The organism is Rhodoferax sp. (assembly GCF_018780565.1).
In the GTDB taxonomy this organism is placed as follows: Bacteria; Pseudomonadota; Gammaproteobacteria; order Burkholderiales; family Burkholderiaceae_C; genus Rhodoferax.
On sequence record NZ_JADMJN010000010.1, the window covers coordinates 297,670 to 314,403 of the forward strand.

The 16,734-nt window shown below is 60.8% G+C and carries 16 protein-coding genes and 2 pseudogenes; 10 read left to right on the plus strand and 8 right to left on the minus strand.

The window, feature by feature from the left end:
• Positions 1-14: 14 nt before the first annotated feature.
• Together IV109_RS15420 and IV109_RS15425 are read right to left on the minus strand one after the other, a co-directional pair.
• Complete coding sequence (locus IV109_RS15420) at positions 15-773, minus strand: TSUP family transporter (RefSeq protein WP_296698404.1); 759 nt, start codon at positions 771-773, stop codon at positions 15-17.
• A gap of 284 nt (positions 774-1,057) precedes the next feature.
• Complete coding sequence (locus IV109_RS15425; RefSeq protein WP_296698408.1) at positions 1,058-2,782, minus strand: GMC family oxidoreductase N-terminal domain-containing protein; 1,725 nt, start codon at positions 2,780-2,782, stop codon at positions 1,058-1,060.
• Positions 2,783-2,950: 168 nt separating this feature from the next.
• Here IV109_RS15425 and IV109_RS15430 point away from each other — a divergent pair, with 168 nt between their 5' ends.
• Entirely contained in the window at positions 2,951-3,841 is an 891-nt protein-coding gene (locus tag IV109_RS15430) for a LysR family transcriptional regulator (protein ID WP_296698412.1), read from the plus strand.
• Positions 3,842-3,861: 20 nt separating this feature from the next.
• On the opposite strand, the gene IV109_RS15435 is transcribed toward IV109_RS15430, so the two are convergent.
• Positions 3,862-4,650, minus strand: coding sequence for an enoyl-CoA hydratase/isomerase family protein (locus tag IV109_RS15435; RefSeq protein ID WP_296698417.1), 789 nt, complete (start codon positions 4,648-4,650; stop codon positions 3,862-3,864).
• A 119-nt stretch (positions 4,651-4,769) separates the two neighbouring features.
• Between IV109_RS15435 and IV109_RS15440 the strand changes: the two genes are divergently transcribed.
• The 7 genes from IV109_RS15440 to IV109_RS15470 all read left to right on the plus strand — a co-directional run bounded on the left by IV109_RS15440 (position 4,770) and on the right by IV109_RS15470 (position 12,163).
• Positions 4,770-5,900: an ABC transporter permease gene (locus tag IV109_RS15440; RefSeq protein WP_296698422.1), complete on the plus strand. Its 1,131-nt coding sequence runs from the start codon at positions 4,770-4,772 to the stop codon at positions 5,898-5,900.
• Positions 5,897-6,694, plus strand: coding sequence for an ATP-binding cassette domain-containing protein (locus IV109_RS15445; RefSeq protein WP_296698425.1), 798 nt, complete (start codon positions 5,897-5,899; stop codon positions 6,692-6,694). The genes IV109_RS15440 and IV109_RS15445 overlap by 4 nt, the downstream gene beginning before the upstream one ends.
• Before the next feature lie 11 nt (positions 6,695-6,705).
• A complete protein-coding gene (locus IV109_RS15450; RefSeq protein ID WP_296698427.1) occupies positions 6,706-7,683 on the plus strand; it encodes an MlaD family protein in 978 nt (325 codons plus the stop codon).
• Positions 7,680-8,357, plus strand: coding sequence for an ABC-type transport auxiliary lipoprotein family protein (locus IV109_RS15455; protein WP_296698430.1), 678 nt, complete (start codon positions 7,680-7,682; stop codon positions 8,355-8,357). Before IV109_RS15450 ends, IV109_RS15455 begins: the two co-directional genes overlap by 4 nt.
• Positions 8,318-8,899 (plus strand): cyclic nucleotide-binding domain-containing protein, encoded by a 582-nt coding sequence (locus tag IV109_RS15460; RefSeq protein ID WP_296698434.1) that lies wholly within the window; start codon positions 8,318-8,320, stop codon positions 8,897-8,899. The genes IV109_RS15455 and IV109_RS15460 overlap by 40 nt, the downstream gene beginning before the upstream one ends.
• Positions 8,900-8,922: 23 nt before the next feature.
• Entirely contained in the window at positions 8,923-11,277 is a 2,355-nt protein-coding gene (locus IV109_RS15465; protein WP_296698437.1) for an EAL domain-containing protein, read from the plus strand.
• Between the two features lie 172 nt (positions 11,278-11,449).
• Positions 11,450-12,163: a hypothetical protein gene (locus IV109_RS15470; protein ID WP_296698440.1), complete on the plus strand. Its 714-nt coding sequence runs from the start codon at positions 11,450-11,452 to the stop codon at positions 12,161-12,163.
• Positions 12,164-12,229: 66 nt separating this feature from the next.
• On the opposite strand, the gene IV109_RS15475 is transcribed toward IV109_RS15470, so the two are convergent.
• Together IV109_RS15475 and IV109_RS15480 are read right to left on the minus strand one after the other, a co-directional pair.
• A complete protein-coding gene (locus IV109_RS15475) occupies positions 12,230-12,661 on the minus strand; it encodes a hypothetical protein (RefSeq protein ID WP_296698444.1) in 432 nt (143 codons plus the stop codon).
• Positions 12,662-12,976: 315 nt separating this feature from the next.
• Complete coding sequence (locus IV109_RS15480; protein ID WP_296698447.1) at positions 12,977-13,513, minus strand: hypothetical protein; 537 nt, start codon at positions 13,511-13,513, stop codon at positions 12,977-12,979.
• 141 nt (positions 13,514-13,654) lie between these two features.
• Here IV109_RS15480 and IV109_RS15485 point away from each other — a divergent pair.
• Positions 13,655-13,889, plus strand: a pseudogene (locus IV109_RS15485) (IS110 family transposase); the annotation flags it as partial.
• A gap of 15 nt (positions 13,890-13,904) precedes the next feature.
• On the opposite strand, the gene IV109_RS15490 reads toward IV109_RS15485, so the two are convergent.
• From IV109_RS15490 to IV109_RS15500, 3 genes are all read right to left on the minus strand, one after another.
• Entirely contained in the window at positions 13,905-14,321 is a 417-nt protein-coding gene (locus IV109_RS15490; protein WP_296698451.1) for a hypothetical protein, read from the minus strand.
• Between the two features lie 190 nt (positions 14,322-14,511).
• Positions 14,512-14,841 carry a hypothetical protein gene (locus tag IV109_RS15495; protein WP_296698454.1) on the minus strand — a complete coding sequence of 110 codons (330 nt, stop codon included), beginning with the start codon at positions 14,839-14,841 and terminating at the stop codon, positions 14,512-14,514.
• Between the two features lie 372 nt (positions 14,842-15,213).
• Positions 15,214-15,639: a hypothetical protein gene (locus IV109_RS15500; protein ID WP_296698457.1), complete on the minus strand. Its 426-nt coding sequence runs from the start codon at positions 15,637-15,639 to the stop codon at positions 15,214-15,216.
• Between the two features lie 693 nt (positions 15,640-16,332).
• Here IV109_RS15500 and IV109_RS15505 point away from each other — a divergent pair.
• A pseudogene (locus IV109_RS15505) lies at positions 16,333-16,725 on the plus strand (phage integrase N-terminal SAM-like domain-containing protein).
• Positions 16,726-16,734 lie beyond the last annotated feature (9 nt).

The window sequence follows — 16,734 nt, forward strand, 5'->3', positions numbered from 1 at the left end:
CACGCCGCCGGCATTCAGCGCAAAAAAGCGTCGTAGCCGGTCTTCAGAATCAGCGCGGATACCACCACGATAAAGACGGCGCGCACAAAACCTGTTCCATGCTTGAGCGCCATGCGGGTGCCCAGCAGGCTGCCCAGCACATTGGCCAGTGCCATGGCCAGCACAAAGTGCCACCAGATATGACCCTTGGCCACAAAGAGCATCAGCGCGGCCACATTGGTGCCAGTGTTGACCAGCTTGGCCGATGCAGAGGCGCTGAGAAAGTCATAACCCAGCAGGCGGACAAACAGAAAAACCAGAAAACTGCCGGTCCCCGGCCCAAAGAAACCATCGTAAAAACCAATCACCGCCCCGATAGCCGCCGCAATGCTGGCCTCCTTCGTGCCTGAAAATTGCGGCGCGTGGCTGCGGCCCAGGTCTTTGCGCGACAAGGTGTACAAGAGCACGGCCAGCAGGACCAGTGGCAGGGCTTTGCGCAAATAGTCGGGCGAGACCAGTGTGACCAGCCAGGCCCCGCCGAACGCGAACACAAATCCGGCGCCCGCTGCGGGCAGCAAGGCAGACCAGCGCATCTCCACGCGGCGGCTGAATTGCCAGGTGGCAAACCCCGTGCCCCAGACCGATGCGCCTTTGTTGGTGCCAAACAGGGTGGCAGGGTGAGCGGCGGGGAAAGTCGCGAACAAGGCAGGCACCAGAATCAGGCCGCCGCCCCCCACGATCGAATCCACAAAACCGGCCAGGAGCGAGGCCAGCGAGACAATGAACAATTCCATGCTTTGATTGTCTCACCCGGACTCATGGCTCGAATGCTACTCAATTGATAGCTAAAAACACAACAACTACGAGGGCGCGGTGGCATTTTTGAAACAAAAAAAGGCACCGGGGTTTCCGGTGCCTTTTTCGGGATGCAACTGCTTGTGGCTGCATCCATTTGATTTTGCCCCTGCGGGCTTGTCTCCAGGGCCTCTCACCTTCAGCGAGCCTGTGGCCCGTTGACGATTGGCAGAACTTTACACGGCAACGCACGCCGCCACATCGGGGCTAACCCTTTCAGGATTTACCCTTTCATGCGCGCAATGGCGTCTTCCACAATCCACTGCGCTGCCTTTTCCGCAATCATCAGCGTGGGCGAATTGGTGTTGCCACTGGTAATCAGGGGCATCACACCGGCATCGACCACCCGCAAGCCGGCAATCAGGCCGCCCTGGCCGCGAACCCGCAGGCGCGAATCCACGACCGCCATGGGATCGTCCGCCGCCCCCATCTTGGTGGTGCCCACCGGGTGAAAAATAGTGGTGGCAATGTCGCCCGCCAGTTTGGCCAGATCTGCGTCGGACTGGTACTGGACGCCGGGCTTCCACTCCTGGGGCTGGTACTTGGCCAGCGCCGGTTGGGCCACGATCTTGCGTGTCACGCGCAGCGAATCCGCCGCCACCTTGCGGTCGGCCTCGGTGCTCAGGTAATTGGGCGCGATGGCCGGGGCATCCTCAAACTTGTCGCTCTTGATCTGCACCGTGCCGCGGCTGGTGGGGTTGAGGTTGCACACACTGGCGGTGAACGCATTGAAGCTGTGCAGCGGTTCGCCAAACGCGTCCAGGCTCAAGGGCTGCACGTGGTACTCGATGTTGGGGTGCGGCTGCGCGGGATCGCTGCGGGTGAAAGCCCCCAGCTGCGACGGCGCCATACTCATGGGGCCGCTGCGCTTGAAGGCGTACTCCAGCCCGATCATGGCTTTGCCCCACAGCGAATTGGCCTGCGTGTTGAGCGTCTTGACACCATCGACCTTGAACACGGACCGGATTTGAAGGTGGTCCTGCAAATTGGCACCCACCCCAGGCGCGTCATGCACCACCGCAATACCGTGCTGCTGCAGCAGTGCGGCAGGACCAATGCCGGAGAGTTGCAGAATCTGGGGGGACCCAATGCTGCCGGCACTGAGGATGACTTCCCCCCTGGCGGTGGCCGTGATCATTTCCCCATTGGCGCACACCTGCACACCGGTGCAACGCTGGCTGCCATCGGGCTGTGTTTCAAACGCCAGGCGGGCCACCTGGGCCGAGGTCCACATCTCGAAATTGGGCCGTGCGTAACAGACGGGGCGCAAGAAGGCCTTGGCTGTGTTCCAGCGCCAGCCCTCGCGCTGATTCACTTCGAAATAACCCACACCCTCGTTGTTGCCCCGGTTGAAGTCCTCGCTGGCGGGAATGCCTGCCTGCTGCGCAGCCTGTGAGAAGGCGTCCAGCACGTCCCAGCGCAAGCGCTGCTTTTCCACCCGCCATTCGCCACCCGCGTTGCGATGGCGCAGCACCTTGCGATACAGGGTCTCCCCATCGCGCATCAATTCCGGAGCCACACCGCGTGCGCCGTGCAGGGCATTGGCACCCTTGTGATGGTCTTCGTGCAGCATGAAATACGGCAGCGAGTGGTCCCAGGTCCAGGCATCGTCGCCAGTAAGCTGCGCCCACTGGTCGTAATCGCGTGACTGGCCGCGCATGTAGATCATGCCGTTGATGCTGCTGCACCCACCCAATGTCTTGCCGCGCGGGTAACGCAATGAACGGCCATTGAGGCCGGCATCAGGCTCTGTGTTGTAGAGCCAGTCGGTTCGCGGGTTGCCAATGCAATACAGGTAGCCCACCGGGATGTGAATCCAGTGGTAGTCGTCCTTGCGCCCGGCCTCGATCAGCAAGACCCGTTTGCTGGCGTCCGCCGAAAGCCGGTTGGCCAGCAGGCAGCCCGCGGTGCCGGCACCGATGATGATGTAGTCGAAAGTAGTGCTCATGGCGAGAGCTTACTTGGCCGCAGGCGCAGCAGGCCGACAGGCAGCGTCAGACCAGAATTTGATATTTATATTTTTCATAACCAACCGCCTTCAAAAAACGCAAGTTTCGCCAAAGGCCATTGAAATTGCCAATGAATTCGACAAAATGATGATATAAATTATTTACATATGACTGACATCGCCGATCCTCACATCCTGCGCGCCTTTGTGGCGGTGGCGCGGGAAGGCAATGTTTCGCGTGCAGCGCTGCGCCTTCACCTGAGCCAGCCGGCCGTGAGCCTGCAACTCAAGAGCCTGGCGGAAAGTACCGGCCTGATCTTGTTCACGCGCGCACCGCATGGCCTGACGCTGACCCGCGACGGGCTGGCCCTGTTGCCCCAAGCCGAGAAGGCCCTGCAGTCCCTGGCAGACTTCAGCCAGGCCGCTCACCGGCTGCACAGCACCGTACGCGGGCGCCTGCGCATCGGCACCATCCTCGACCCTGAATTCACCCGCCTCGGTGCTTTTCTGAAAGAGTTGGTGGAGACCGCCCCGCAGATTGAAACCGAGTTGCGCCAGGGCATGAGCGGCGAGGTCCTTGCGCAGGTGGCCCATGGCGGACTCGACATCGGTTTTCACCTCGGACCGCTGGATGATGCGCAGGCCTTTGAAATCAAGATACTGTCCCACATCACCTACCGGGTGCTGGCACCTGCAGGCTGGGGCGAGCAGGTGCTGGGGCGCGACTGGAAGGCGCTGGCAGCATTGCCCTGGCTGTCAACGCCCGCGGCCTCGGCCCATCACCGCATGCTGGCCAGCGTATTCGACCCACTGGGCGTAAAGCCACGCCGGGTGGCCCTGGTGGACCAGGAGGCCTCCATGCTTGATCTGGTCCGATCCGGTGTGGGGCTGAGCCTGGTGCGGGACGCCATTGCCATTGCCGAGGCGCAAGCCAGGGGTTTGGTGATTGCCGACAAGGTCAGCCTGGACTGCCGGCTGAGCTTCCTCTGCCTGAAAACCCGCATGGCCGATCCGGTGGTGATCAGCGCCTGGACAGCGCTGAACAAGGTGTGGCGCTAAGGCGCCCCCTGAAACCGGCCTTATTGCCCGGCCCAGTTGGGCTTGCGCTTTTCCTGAAACGCTTTCTGTCCTTCTTTGGCGTCATCGGTCAGGGTGAACAACGCAATCTGGCTTTCGGTGAAAGACATTGACTCCTCAAACGCCATGGCTTCCACTTTCTTCATGGTGTAGAGCCCGCGCCGGATGGCTGCAGGCGACTTGTCGAGCAGGCGCTCCAGCAGCCACTGCAGCTTGGCATCCACATCGTCGTCCACATAGTTCACCAACCCCACCTCCAGGGCCTGCGCCGAAGTGATGGGCTCGCCGGTCAGGCACATCTCGCTGAGTACGCGCCGCGGGATCAAATGCTGCAACACACTCAGCACCTGGGCCGGGAACACGCCGACCTTGACTTCGGGCAGGCCAAACACAGCATGCCGCGCAGCCACGGCCATGTCGCACATGGACATCAACCCCATGCCACCGGCCATGCAGGCGCCGTTCACGCGGGCAATCAGCGGTACGTAGCTGGCGCGCGCCACACGCAGCAACTGCGCCAGGTGCCCATGCGGCTCGGAATAGTCGGTGGTGAAAGCATTGGCACTCTGCAAGTCAGCGCCGGCACAAAACGCCTTCACGCCCGCGCCGGTGATCACGATGGCGCGGATATCGCGCCGGGATTGCGCTGCTGAAATGGCCTGCGTCATGGCCGCCAACACACCATGGCTCATGGCGTTGCGACGCTCTTCGCGGGTGATGGTGAGCCACAGCACCGGGCCACGTTGTTCAACACTCAGCTCGGGGTTGGATGCAAAGGCGGAATTACTCATGATGTCTCCTGTTGGGGCCATTTTGCCGCAAGGGCCGGGGTGCCTGTGCCACTGTCGGAGATCGCTGCGGGCTTTGGCGTTACGATGGAAGGCCCTACCCTTTTGAGTCAGCGCCCGCCATGGAGGACACCATCCCTCGCATCACCCGCCAGGCCACGCCGGACCATCCGGCCGTGGTGCTGTCGGGATGTTGGACCGCGGCGCGACTGGCCGAGCCCACGGTGTGGTCCGGCATTGAATCCGATCTCAACGCCTTTGACACACCCGAGATAAGCCGCTGGACATGGGATTTGCAGGGGCTGCAAAAGCTCGACCACACCGGCGCACAAGTGCTGTGGAACGCCTGGGGCCACCGTTGGCCCGACAAGCTGCTGGTGCTTGATGCCCAGCGCGCCATGCTGACGCGAGTAGCCCACTACACCGTGCCGCCGCCCCCGGCTCGCAAGACCTCGGCCTGGCAGGCGTTTTTGTTGCTGGGCAGCAAACTGTGGTTCCTCATTGACCATGCCCGGGATCTATTGCGCCTGGTGGGCCAGCTGCTGATTGACTTCGTCCGGCTGGCACGCGCACCGGGCAAAGGCCCCTGGCGTGATGTCTCGGGCCACCTGTATCACATCGGCGCCACGGCATTGCCCATTACCGCGCTGGTCGGCTTTCTGATTGGCGTGGTGCTGGCCTACCTGATGTCCCAGCAGTTGCGCCAGTTTGGTGCCGATGCTTTCATCGTCAACATCCTGGGCATTTCGCTGATCCGCGAATTGGGCCCCGTGCTGGCCGCGATCCTGATTGCAGGGCGCTCGGGCTCGGCCATCACCGCACAGATCGGCGTGATGCGCGTGACCGAAGAACTCGATGCCATGCGTGTGATGGGTATCCCCCAGGGCTACCGGCTGGTGATGCCGCGTGCCATGGCCATGGCATTGGCCATGCCCTTGCTGACCGTCTGGACGACGCTGGCCGCACTGCTGGGCGGCATGCTGGCCTCGGACCTGGTGATGGGCGTAACCCCTGCCTACTTTTTCAGCGCCCTGCCGCGCGCCGTGCAAGTGTCCAACCTGTTCCTCGCAATGGGGAAATCTGTTGTGTTCGGCCTGCTGATTGCGCTGATTGGTTGCCACTACGGCTTGCGCGTCAAACCCAACACCGAGAGCCTGGGGCAAGGCACCACGGCCTCGGTGGTGAGCTCCATCACCATGGTGATTCTGGTGGACGCCCTGTTTGCCGTCGTGTTCAAGGACATTGGCATATGAGCGCACCCGTTGAGCCCGTAGTGCAGATCGACAAGCTCTGGTCGGTGTTTCGCAGCGCAGGGCAGGCGGCGGTGGTTCACCAGGACCTGGATCTCAGCATTGCGGCGGGCGAGTTGCTGTCCATCGTGGGCGGATCCGGCAGTGGCAAGACCGTTTTGCTGCGCCAGATTCTGGGGCTGGAGAAACCTGCCCGCGGGCGCGTTACCGTGCTGGGCAAGCCGGCTTCAGAGCTGGGCAACGAGGGGGCGGCCAGCCGCGTGGGCATGCTGTTCCAGCACGGCGCCCTGTTTTCTGCGTTCACGGTGCTGGAAAACATTGCCTTCCCGCTGCGCGAACTCAATCAATTGCCTCGCGCGCTGATTCGCGACGCCGCCATGGTGAAGCTGCAGATGGTCGGACTGGACCCCTCACAGGCACACAAGATGCCGGCGGACCTATCGGGCGGCATGGTCAAGCGCGTCGCCCTGGCGCGGGCCCTGATCATGGATCCACCGCTGCTGCTGCTCGACGAGCCCACCGCCGGGCTGGACCCCGACAGCGCCGATGCCTTTTGCGCGCTCTTGCGATCCCTGCACCGCGAACTCGGCCTGACCGTGGTGATGGTGACGCACGACCTGGATACCCTGTTCGAACTCAGCACGCGCATTGCCGTGGTGGCCGACAAGCACATCATCGTGAGTGGGGCGCCCAAAGAGGTGATTGCCTACCCGCACCCCTTCATTCATGACTTCTTTCTGGGAGAACGGGGGCAGCGGGCCATGGAGTTGTTGCGCGAATACCCCTTCGCAGTGTAGAAAGAGAACTTATGGAAAACAAATCCCACGCCCTGGCTGCCGGCGCCTTTGTGCTGGTGGTCGCGGCCCTCCTGGTGGCGCTGGCCTCCTGGCTGACGCGCGACACCAGCGAGCACCGGGTGTACGAGCTGTCCAGCCGCGAGGCCGTCACCGGTCTGCAGCCGCAGGCTTCGGTGCGCTTCAAGGGGGTCAACGTGGGCAAAGTTTCGGCCATCGGGTTCGACCCCCTGATCGCCGGCAATGTGCTGATCCGCATCGCCATTGATGACAAAGCCCCGGTGACACAGTCCACTTTTGCCACACTGGGCTTTCAGGGCGTGACCGGGTTGGCCTTTGTCCAGCTGGACGACACGGGTGAGTCCAAGGCAGCCCTTGCCACCGGCACCGAGCCACCCGCGCGCATCCCCATGAAAACCAGTCTGTTTTCCCAGCTCACAGACCAGGGCGCCAGCATCTTGGCGCAGCTGGAGGAAACCAGCCGCCGCGTCAACCTGCTGCTCACACCCGAGAACCAGAAAAACCTGATGGGCGCCGTGGGCAACCTGGGCCAGGCTGCGGCCAGCATCCACCAGCTCTCCACCCATGCCGACAAGGTGCTGGGGGCGCAATTCGGACCCGAGCGGGTGGACATCCCCCAGCTGGTGCAGGAGGCCAATGCCACACTCAAGACCATGCAGGCCACCTCTGACCGCGTGGGTGACAGTGCCGATGAAGCACGTGCCTCGGCGCGCGCCTTTCGCACAGTGACGGAACGGATGGATGAAAAAGGCGGCACGCTGGATACGCTGGCCACCACCGGCCAGACCCTCAATGCAGCCACCCTGCCCCGATTGAACCGCGCGGTGGACGACGCCTCGCGCACCCTGCGCCAGGTCAGCCGCGCCGTGGACTCGGTCAATGACAACCCCCAGTCCCTGATTTTTGGTAACGGGCCTCTGTCGCCCGGCCCCGGCGAACCCGGGTTTTCTGCAACCCCAGGCAAACCATGAAAAACGCTATCAATTCAATAGCTAAACGTGCAATTTCCACGGGGGCCAGCGGTCTCATTCTTCTTGCATTTCTCACGCTTGGCGGATGCGCCCTGCCCGACAAGCCCGTGCGCCCTGCGGTCTACGACTTTGGCCCTGGCGCCCTGAGCGTGGCCCCCACCAAGCGGACGGCACCCCTGGCCCCGCTGGCACTGGCAGAAATCGAGGCCCATCCCGCGCTGGACAGCAACGCGGTCCTGTACCGCCTGGCCTACGCGGACGCCCAGCAGCTCAGGCCCTATGCGCTTGCGCGCTGGAGCATGACGCCAGCGCAGCTGGTACGCCAGCGCCTGCGCGAACGTCTGGGCCAGCATCGCGCACTGCTCAACATCGGTGAAAGTGGCATGGCAGGAGGTCTCGCCCCCTTGGCCCTGCGCATCGAACTCGAAGAATTCAGCCAGTTGTTCGAGTCACCCGACAAAAGCGCCGGGCTGCTGCGCCTGCGTGCCACGCTCGTCCAGCCCGGCCCCACCGGCGACACGCTGGTCGCACAACGCAGCGTGATCGTGCAGCGGCCAGCCCCCAGTGCCGATGCACCAGGCGGTGTGCGCGCCATGACGGCGGCGGCCGACGCAGCGGTGCAGGAGCTGGAGCAATGGCTGCTGCAAAGCACCCCACCGGGCAAGGCACCGTGAACCCGACACCCCCCATTGAGCAGCAACTGCAAAGCGCCGGGCTGGAGCTGCTGGGCACCTGCATGGGTCTTTCGCTCTACACCCCCGGCTGGCGGCACGGCATGGCCTTGCTGGAAGACCTCACGCCCCGCGAGATGGACGCCCTGGGCGCCCTGATGCCCAAGGTACGCGCGCAGGCCGGACAAGTACTGATCAGCGAAGGCGACATGGGCGACTGGATGCTGCTGTTGCTCGACGGCACGGTGGACGTCACCAAGAAAACAGGGCCTGGCGAGGCCTCGCGTCTTGCCGTCATCAAGCAGGGCGCCGCAGTGGGAGAGATGTCGATGTTCGACGCCGCACCGCGTTATGCGTCCTGCCGCGCCATTGAAACCGTGGACGCCGGCGTATTGACCCGTAGCACCATCGCGCGCCTCATTGAAGACCATCCGGCGGTGGGCGCCAAGCTGCTGGTCAAACTCACCCAGATGCTGGCCCAGCGCCTGCGCAACACCAGCAACCAGCTGGTCAGGTCCAAAACCCTGCCGCAATTGCAGGGATAAGCTTCGAGCCAAAGGATGTTGAAATGACCGAGTCCAAGTCCGCAATCATTCCAGGCCACGAGGAACCCAGCATGGAAGAAGTCCGAAAAATCTTGTTGACACTGGGCAAGAGCGAGAGTTTGTGGGCGACCCATCTGAGCCAGGCCATGGCTCGCGTACTCGACACGGCCAGCCAGAACATCGACGCAGATGCCGTATCGATCTGGCAATTCACGGGGCAAGGCGAGCAATTGGTGTGCGTGGCCCGGCACGAGCGCCTGAGCGGCAAAGCCGCCGTCAGCGGCTCACTGAGTGCAAGTGATTACCCGACCTACTTCGCGACACTCAATTCCGAACGGGTGCTGGCAGCCGATGATGCGCTGACAGATCCACGCACGGTGGAACTGGTCGACCCCCTCAAGCCCAACAAGCTGCGCGCGATGCTGGATGCGACCATACGACGTGCGGGCAAAGTCGCCGGGGTTCTGTGCTGCGAACAGCGGGATGGCCCCCGGGCATGGACCGAAGCGCAGATCGAGATGGCCGTCGGCCTGGCGGACCTGACGGGGCAATTGATTGTGCTGTCTGAATTACGCCGGCGCGACCAGCTGCAGAGCCTGTTGCTGAGCCTGGCACCCGAGTTGGGACAAAACCATACCGAAAGGGAATTGGCTGAACTGGCTTTGAAGAAACTGGTTCAGCTGTTTCCGAGAATCTGGGCCGCCTTCTACCAACCGGACCCCGACCCCGCGTTCCTCCAGATGATTGCCCACCACGCGCCCGGCGCCCCGGCCGACTATGTGGACGCCTTGCGCCGCATGCCACTGTCCACCAGCGTCATGGGCATTGCGCTGAACGAAAAGCGTATTGTTGCGATCCGGACGAGCGATCTGCAACGTCTCAACCAGGGCGGCAAAACCCTGGCACTGGGAGTCAACTGCTCGATTGGCATCCCCCTGATGCACGACACCCAGCTGATTGGCGGCTTGATCGTCGCGATCCGCGACGACGACATCATCGGGGATGATGAGTTGTCTGCGTTTTCCCTCGCTTCAACCACCTTCGCCGTTGCCTTGGCCAATGCGCGCAACGTGGAAAAACTGCGCCATCGGGCGCTGCATGATTCTTTGACCGGACTGCCTAACCAGGACAAGCTTCAGGCGGACATCCAGAAGATCCTGGAACCCGGCACAGGCAGGCCCAACCTGACCATGCTGCTGCTGGGCATCAAGGATTTCAAGCAGGTGAACGACACCCTGGGACGCAGCAGCGGCGACCGCATCCTCATCACCATGGCCGAACGCATCGCCCGGTTCGCACAGCTGAAAGAAGGCGCCGCCTATCGGCTCAATGGCGACGAATTTGCGGTGCTGCTGAGGAACACCCTCTCGGAATCGGATTCATGCGCACTCGCGGTAGCGCTGCAGCAAGCGGTGGGAGAGCCCATCGAAATTTCCGGACTGACATTGATTCCCCGCGCACGCATTGGCATTGCCAGCCTGCCCGCAGATGGCCGCAACGGGTATGAGTTGCTGCAATCGGCCGACATTGCACGGGGCTGGGCCACCACGGACGCAACCGGCATCAGTGTCTACAACCTGGCACGGGATACCAGCGGACCGCGCAGCCTGGAGCTGATGGCCGATCTGCGCAAGGCCCTGACGACGGATCAGCTCTCACTGCACCTGCAACCCAAGATCTCGATCCGCGAGCGCCGGCTCGTGGCCTGCGAAGCGCTGCTGCGCTGGGCACATCCAGTCTACGGGCTGGTGCCGCCCGCCAGTTTCATCTCGGTGGCAGAAAAGGGCGAGTTGATGGGCCCGTTGACCTTGTGGGTCGCCAAACGGGCATTGCAACACGCACGCGAGTTGCGCCAGGCCGGCCTGGACATCAACATTGCCATCAACGTCTCGGCCCACAACATGGTCGATGCGGAATTTCCGCGCCAGCTCCAGGCCCTGCTCGTCGAGTCCGGCATGACGGCAGATGCCATCACACTGGAGATCACCGAGACCGTCCTGATGAGCGACCCCGATCGGGCAGCCAAGGTGATTGCAGAGCTTGCAGCCATCGGCCTGGCGCTTGACATCGACGATTTCGGCACCGGCTACTCATCCCTGTCCTACCTGCGCCGCCTGCCACTGAAGTCGTTGAAAATTGACCGCGCCTTTGTCATGGAACTTACCGCCAACGCGCAGGACGTGCACATCGTTCAATCCACCGTCGGGCTCGCGCACGGCCTGGGTCTGGTCGTTATTGCCGAAGGCGTGGAAGACGAGGCCACACTGGATCTGCTGGGTGACCTGGGCTGCGACATGGCACAGGGTTACACCATCAGCAAGCCGCTGCCAGTGGCTGAATTCATACGATGGGCACACGGCTGGGGATCAGGGCGCTGAACACCTTGTCTGGGGTCAAGATCGCGCGGGCCGCATAAGCCCGTCCATCACAAAAGCATGCGAAATATCACGGCCTGCTGAGCCGCCCGCGAATAGCCTTGACCGGCGGTCTGGATTGACCGCGCCTGCGTGCGCAAGGCACTCGTAATCCACCATGAATGAAGGAGTGAAAATGGCTACCAAAGTTACAACAACGGCTGCGGTCCGTCCGCACGACGGAGAAGGCGACCGATCAGGTCTTGTCGGTGCCGACGTTTATTCGGTTTCCATCGAAGACGCCGCGCGCTCATTGAGGGAAGGCATTGTGAACAGCCTCTCCGGGCTCAACACCATCGAAGCCAATATCGTCGCACTGGTCAGAAAGACCGTGTCGGACACTCTGCACACCGGCGGCGCAGCAGCTGGCGAGCTGATCAGCGTGGTCCATCATGTCGTCGTGGGCACCATCGGTGCGGCTGAGCAGGTGGGAACCGGCCTGACCATCAGCGTGAAGAGCGTCGCCAAAGGCATTGTGCTGGGCGTGCACGACGTGAACGGCGATGTCATCATGGCCGCATCGGAGACGATGCGCTCCGTCATCAAGCAAGCCGCCGCCATTGGCACCGATGTCGGCGTGGTCGCCAAGCGCGCGGTGGATGGCGTGATAGAAGCCACCGTCGAAGTCGGTGCCGACGTGGCGCAGGTCGGCAAAAGCGCCATCAAAGGCGCCATCGAAGAATCGGGCAAGATTGGCAACATGGCCGTGAAGACGGTCAAGGACGTTCTGGGTGGCATCGTCGGCAGCTTGGGCGAAACCCTGGGTGCGCCGGTGCACACACCCGCCGCTGCGCATGGCACGACAGCAGGGAAGCAAGCCGCAGCGCACGGCAAAGGTGCCAGGCATTAGCTTGGGCGCTCAGCCACCATTATTCATTTCTGGTGAGTCTTCATGGTGGAAGACTGTGGTTTGGCCTCAGGTATGTGACCAAACCTGGCTGAGCCCGATGGCATGCACGATACCGGCACCCAAACATGCTGCCGAGCTGACCAGCCAGAAGGTGGTGGAGTTCTCTGGAAATACGGGCCGCAGCAACGGGAATGCGAATGCGCGCACCAGCAGTGCTGCAGTGAAGAGCACAAGCACCGTGCGAAGGAGCGGGAAACGAGGAAGCAGACCTGCGCCAGAAAGAGCATAGGCGGCGCAGACGCACAACGCCATTCCTATGGCAAAAGCCACAAAGCCAGGGTACCAACTACCCCGCTCAGCCATTCGCGCCAGTTTCTCACCTGCGCCAAGCATTCTGAAAGCTGGTGCCCCGATAAATACGCAAGCGAAGTGAAGCAGCGCGGCAACAATGCTCAGTGCTGCACCGGTAACAAGCAGTGCATTCACTGGCGTATTCATGCTGGAAGTATCGAGGCGTGCATTGTGGGAGGTTTAACAAATGAAAGGGGGAATCATGGCCATCGTAACCGTTGGAATCGACCTCGCCAAGAGCATCGAGCAGCAATCGCGACGATAGTCAAAATTAGATAGATAACTCTTCCGGCAGCTTGCCTGCCGTTCGTACCGACTGGCGCACCGATGACGCAGATTCCATGTCGGCACGGACCTCAAGAGAGTCCACTTTAGATGCCGGAAAACGAGAAGCAGGCGCATCCCCAACAGCCAAAACATCAGTCAGTCTCTTGCGCTTCAGGGGGAGTCTACATAGGAAGGTTAGGCCGCACTCGCTGCGAACCTCTGTAGCGCTCGATTGAGCCATGAGAGGCCAATAACTGGCAACACCGCCGCGAATTTTGTGTTGCCTCGAAAGGCAACGGCTAAGAACAGCGCGACTACGACAGCGGTGAGCAAGACTGAGGATGCCAGCAAGACCTTGCGCCGTGGGCCGACGGTTGCGACGAACCCGCCGGGAAGAGCGACCGTGGCTACAAGGCCGACAAGCAGCATTGCCACGAAGAGACTTGCCTCACCAAAGCTTTGATAGCCGCGCAGTACCCACCATTGCTCCGTGAAGGCCGCGAAACCGGCCACGAGAAGCCAGATATTGGCGCCAATGATCAGACGATTGGCGAGAGGTTTTTTTAAAAACAAGATGACTAGCTCGACGGCTGCAACGCAGGCGCCGAGCTTGAATGCGTTGACAAAGCGCTCGTCGGTGGGTGCTCCTTGCGCGAAAGCGTATGCGGCAAAGACAGCTAGCGCAAAGAACCCAAGAAGGTACTCAATGACCGCGATGGCAATGAGCTTCATTTGTGCGGCCTAATGAATGAAAGGGACTTCCCCGTCCCAAGTGAGCCGCGACCCGTGGTGGTTGCGGCGTGCGGCAACACAGTGCCAAGATTGAGAGGCAAATCTTTTCATCAACTCACTTGCTAAATGGAAGGGGAAATTATGGCCATCGTAACCGTTGGAATCGACCTCGCCAAGAACGTTTTTGCGGTGCACGGCGCGCATGATGGCGCCCAAGTTTGTGATGCCCTACCGCATGAGCGGTAAACGCGGCAAAACCGATGCTGCTGACGCCGCCGCCATTTGCGAGGCGGTCACCCGTCTCAATATGCGTTTTGTACCAGCCAAGAGCATCGAGCAGCAATCGCGCCTGTTTGTGCACCGCGCCCGCCAGGGATAGCCGTCTCGTGGATTAGTAAGAGCGTAGACAGATCTGCCACTTTTCACTCGTGCGAATGACGACCCAGAGATTCTTGTGCATGCTGAGGACTTCGTTGGCGGAATTTCGGCGGCTGTATGTGACGATGAAATGCACCTTGTCTTGGCTCACCAGTACGGGTTCCTTCGATTCGTAGTGGGTGTGATGCCAGCCTGACTCTTTCAAAGCAGCGAAGAAGTTCTTGGGATGCTGGCCTGGTTCCGTCCAGTCAAGGCGAGACGTACCAGAGAACATGACGTGAGGGAAGTGAAGCTCGCCATCCATTCCGATTGTGTCGCACGCGTTGAAGTAAGCAGTGAATCTCTCCAGGCATTCTGAAGCCGCCACGACTGCTGAACAGCCTTGCTCTACAAGTGGTGCAGTGCTCACGAAGCTGATGAATTCGGTCATGTTCGCGGTGGACGGCTAACGAGGCTGTAAAAAAACCCGATTTTCAACAACCCCAATCCCTGCAATGGGTGCGCTGTGAATTTCAGCGGGGGATTTCTTCGTCATTTGTGAAGTGTGCCGGATTTTTGCGTTACTTCGTGCCCGACAAGCGTAGAGAGCTTCTTTTGCAGCCCTTGTCTCTGCATTTTCCCTACTGCGCATAGCCGTTGTTGGCCAACTTCTCGATGTTGTGCACCATGCAGTTCAGATTGGTGGTCAGAAACTCCCGGGTGCGTGCCGCCTCTTTGCGCAAGGCTTCTATGCGGGCTTGGCGCTTGGGTTCAAGTGGTTCGCCTGCGCCGTGCTTGTCTTGGTCTTGGTGCAGGGCCATGATCTTGTCGGCAGCCTTCTCCAGCCGGTCAGCCCGGTGACGCAGTTCTTCATGGGTGCCGCTGCGCTCTTTGCTGGCATTGCTGGGGAGCTTCACGCCATCAATGGCAAACATGTCGCGCCCGATCAAGCCCTGGGCATCGCAGGTCATCAGGACTTGGCTAAACAGGGGTTTGATCTGAGCGCTGAGGTTGCACACAAACTTGGCGATGTGAGTGTGGCTGGGCTGACCGCCCCGACAGCAGCTACTGCGGCCATTTCAAACTTGTTCGAGAGAGTCGCACGCCAGCACAAATATACGGCACCACCGGCCAGCACGCTCCCGAAAATGAACCAAAGGTTTGGGCGAAAAAATGCGACGCACGCCGCAGAAGACACTAACACCACGCCGAAAACTACACCCGCACTTCTCTCCATCGCGGCAAAGCGCGCAGAAGTTTCACCGACTGGTTGTAAGCGCGTGTCCATGAGGCTTAACGTCCCTCTCGATGGAAGGGTTGGGCGTCATTGCGTGTGCGGCGCCTCACCGCAAGGCCGCATGCGTTGCGGCACTAAACGCGTAGGCAAGAGATAGCAGCGACGGGCTAGCCAGAAGTGCCGCTACTGGGATGGCCAACTTGCCTTGCTTCAAACGAACCGCGCCGATGGCTACGAGAGGCAGTAGAACAAACCAGAACCAGCTGTGCCGGATGGATGCCACGAGCAACTGGCTTCCTCCAGGCCAACCGCCGTGCTGCAACATCACCTTGTCGAGCCTGCTCCATTGCTCTGTAGAGATTGGCGTTCCAGGCTGTTCAGCCAGGATTGCCTTGGCTTGTGGTGGCAATGCGTTGGTATCTATGCGGTGACCCTGCCTTGGCCCGGTAAGCAGCTCGGCAGCGGCGATGGCCACAACCAGAACGGTAACCCCGATGAACAAGGCGACTATGAGCGGAGAGATCTTCTGCATGAAAGAAGGACTTCTATGACGCCCAACGTTGGAGATAAGCGGCCGCCAAAGGCGGTCCGCTTGACCGACTTGTTAGGCCACGCTCAAAGAGCTCCGCATCTGATTGCTCGCGATTCATGCTCGCTCGCTCCTTCGAGGCTGCTTGGCAAAAGCACCTTCGATGAACTGCCTGGCCTGTTCCTGCGTAACGACTTCATACGGCCACATAAAGTGACGGTACAGAAAAGACGTGCCCTCGCGATCGGTAACCTTGCAATCGACCTTGAAGAGCGTGCCCGGTGGATACGCCTCTCGCATTGCAACGGAGCACTCGACGTTAAGGCTTGGCGAGACACCTTGCCCAGAGAGCGGACGAGTTCGAATCTTTTTGCTTGAGGGCTCACCCCTGTTCTCGTACGTTTCGATGACGAAGTATCGATAGTGGCTCATGTGTCGGACGAGGCCTAACGTGTTATCTGAGTGAAACCTGTCTTATCAACAACGTCGCTTTGAACCATGATGCCGCTCCCAGAATTTATAAGTCCTTGATTTATAGCTGAATTTCCGAACGACCCGTTCCACGGCCGTCAATAAAATCGCGACACATCCTGCAACGTCGCTGATTAACATCGGTAGGCGCTGGACAAAAATGCAACCAAACCAGGCAAAGTGGTAGCTCGCCCGCCACTGCAATCCAAGCGCCTTCTGGATCAAATGCAGGAGCGACTTCGCTAAATGCACTACAGCCTGAATACCGAAAAAACATATTTATATTGGATTCGCTGGTATATCCGGTTTCATGGCTTACGTCATCTCCGTGAAATGGGTCAACCCGAGGTTGAAGCTTTTTTGACGATGCTGGCCGATGAGCGCAAGGCGGCACCCTCGACCCATCCCAACGAAACGCATCCCGTCTGTCCTGACCCGCGAAGAGGTAGGCAGCCTTCTATCCTTGATGACTGGGGTGACCGGGCTTTTGACATTCGCACCGTGCAGGAGTTGCTGGGCCACAGCGATGTCAGCACCACCATGATTTACACGCACGTACTCAAGGTGGCGGCAGGCGGCACTGCCAGCCCACTGGACGGGCTGCTCAGCCTTGCCTGATGCCTACGG

Coding starts and splice junctions, on each gene's coding strand:
- IV109_RS15420 (WP_296698404.1), bottom strand. CDS start 773: ATGGAATTGTTCATTGTCTCGCTGGCCTCGCTCCTGGCCGGTTTTGTG.
- IV109_RS15425 (WP_296698408.1), bottom strand. CDS start 2,782: ATGAGCACTACTTTCGACTACATCATCATCGGTGCCGGCACCGCGGGC.
- IV109_RS15430 (WP_296698412.1), top strand. CDS start 2,951: ATGACTGACATCGCCGATCCTCACATCCTGCGCGCCTTTGTGGCGGTG.
- IV109_RS15435 (WP_296698417.1), bottom strand. CDS start 4,650: ATGAGTAATTCCGCCTTTGCATCCAACCCCGAGCTGAGTGTTGAACAA.
- IV109_RS15440 (WP_296698422.1), top strand. CDS start 4,770: ATGGAGGACACCATCCCTCGCATCACCCGCCAGGCCACGCCGGACCAT.
- IV109_RS15445 (WP_296698425.1), top strand. CDS start 5,897: ATGAGCGCACCCGTTGAGCCCGTAGTGCAGATCGACAAGCTCTGGTCG.
- IV109_RS15450 (WP_296698427.1), top strand. CDS start 6,706: ATGGAAAACAAATCCCACGCCCTGGCTGCCGGCGCCTTTGTGCTGGTG.
- IV109_RS15455 (WP_296698430.1), top strand. CDS start 7,680: ATGAAAAACGCTATCAATTCAATAGCTAAACGTGCAATTTCCACGGGG.
- IV109_RS15460 (WP_296698434.1), top strand. CDS start 8,318: ATGGCTGCTGCAAAGCACCCCACCGGGCAAGGCACCGTGAACCCGACA.
- IV109_RS15465 (WP_296698437.1), top strand. CDS start 8,923: ATGACCGAGTCCAAGTCCGCAATCATTCCAGGCCACGAGGAACCCAGC.
- IV109_RS15470 (WP_296698440.1), top strand. CDS start 11,450: ATGGCTACCAAAGTTACAACAACGGCTGCGGTCCGTCCGCACGACGGA.
- IV109_RS15475 (WP_296698444.1), bottom strand. CDS start 12,661: ATGAATACGCCAGTGAATGCACTGCTTGTTACCGGTGCAGCACTGAGC.
- IV109_RS15480 (WP_296698447.1), bottom strand. CDS start 13,513: ATGAAGCTCATTGCCATCGCGGTCATTGAGTACCTTCTTGGGTTCTTT.
- IV109_RS15490 (WP_296698451.1), bottom strand. CDS start 14,321: ATGACCGAATTCATCAGCTTCGTGAGCACTGCACCACTTGTAGAGCAA.
- IV109_RS15495 (WP_296698454.1), bottom strand. CDS start 14,841: ATGACCTGCGATGCCCAGGGCTTGATCGGGCGCGACATGTTTGCCATT.
- IV109_RS15500 (WP_296698457.1), bottom strand. CDS start 15,639: ATGCAGAAGATCTCTCCGCTCATAGTCGCCTTGTTCATCGGGGTTACC.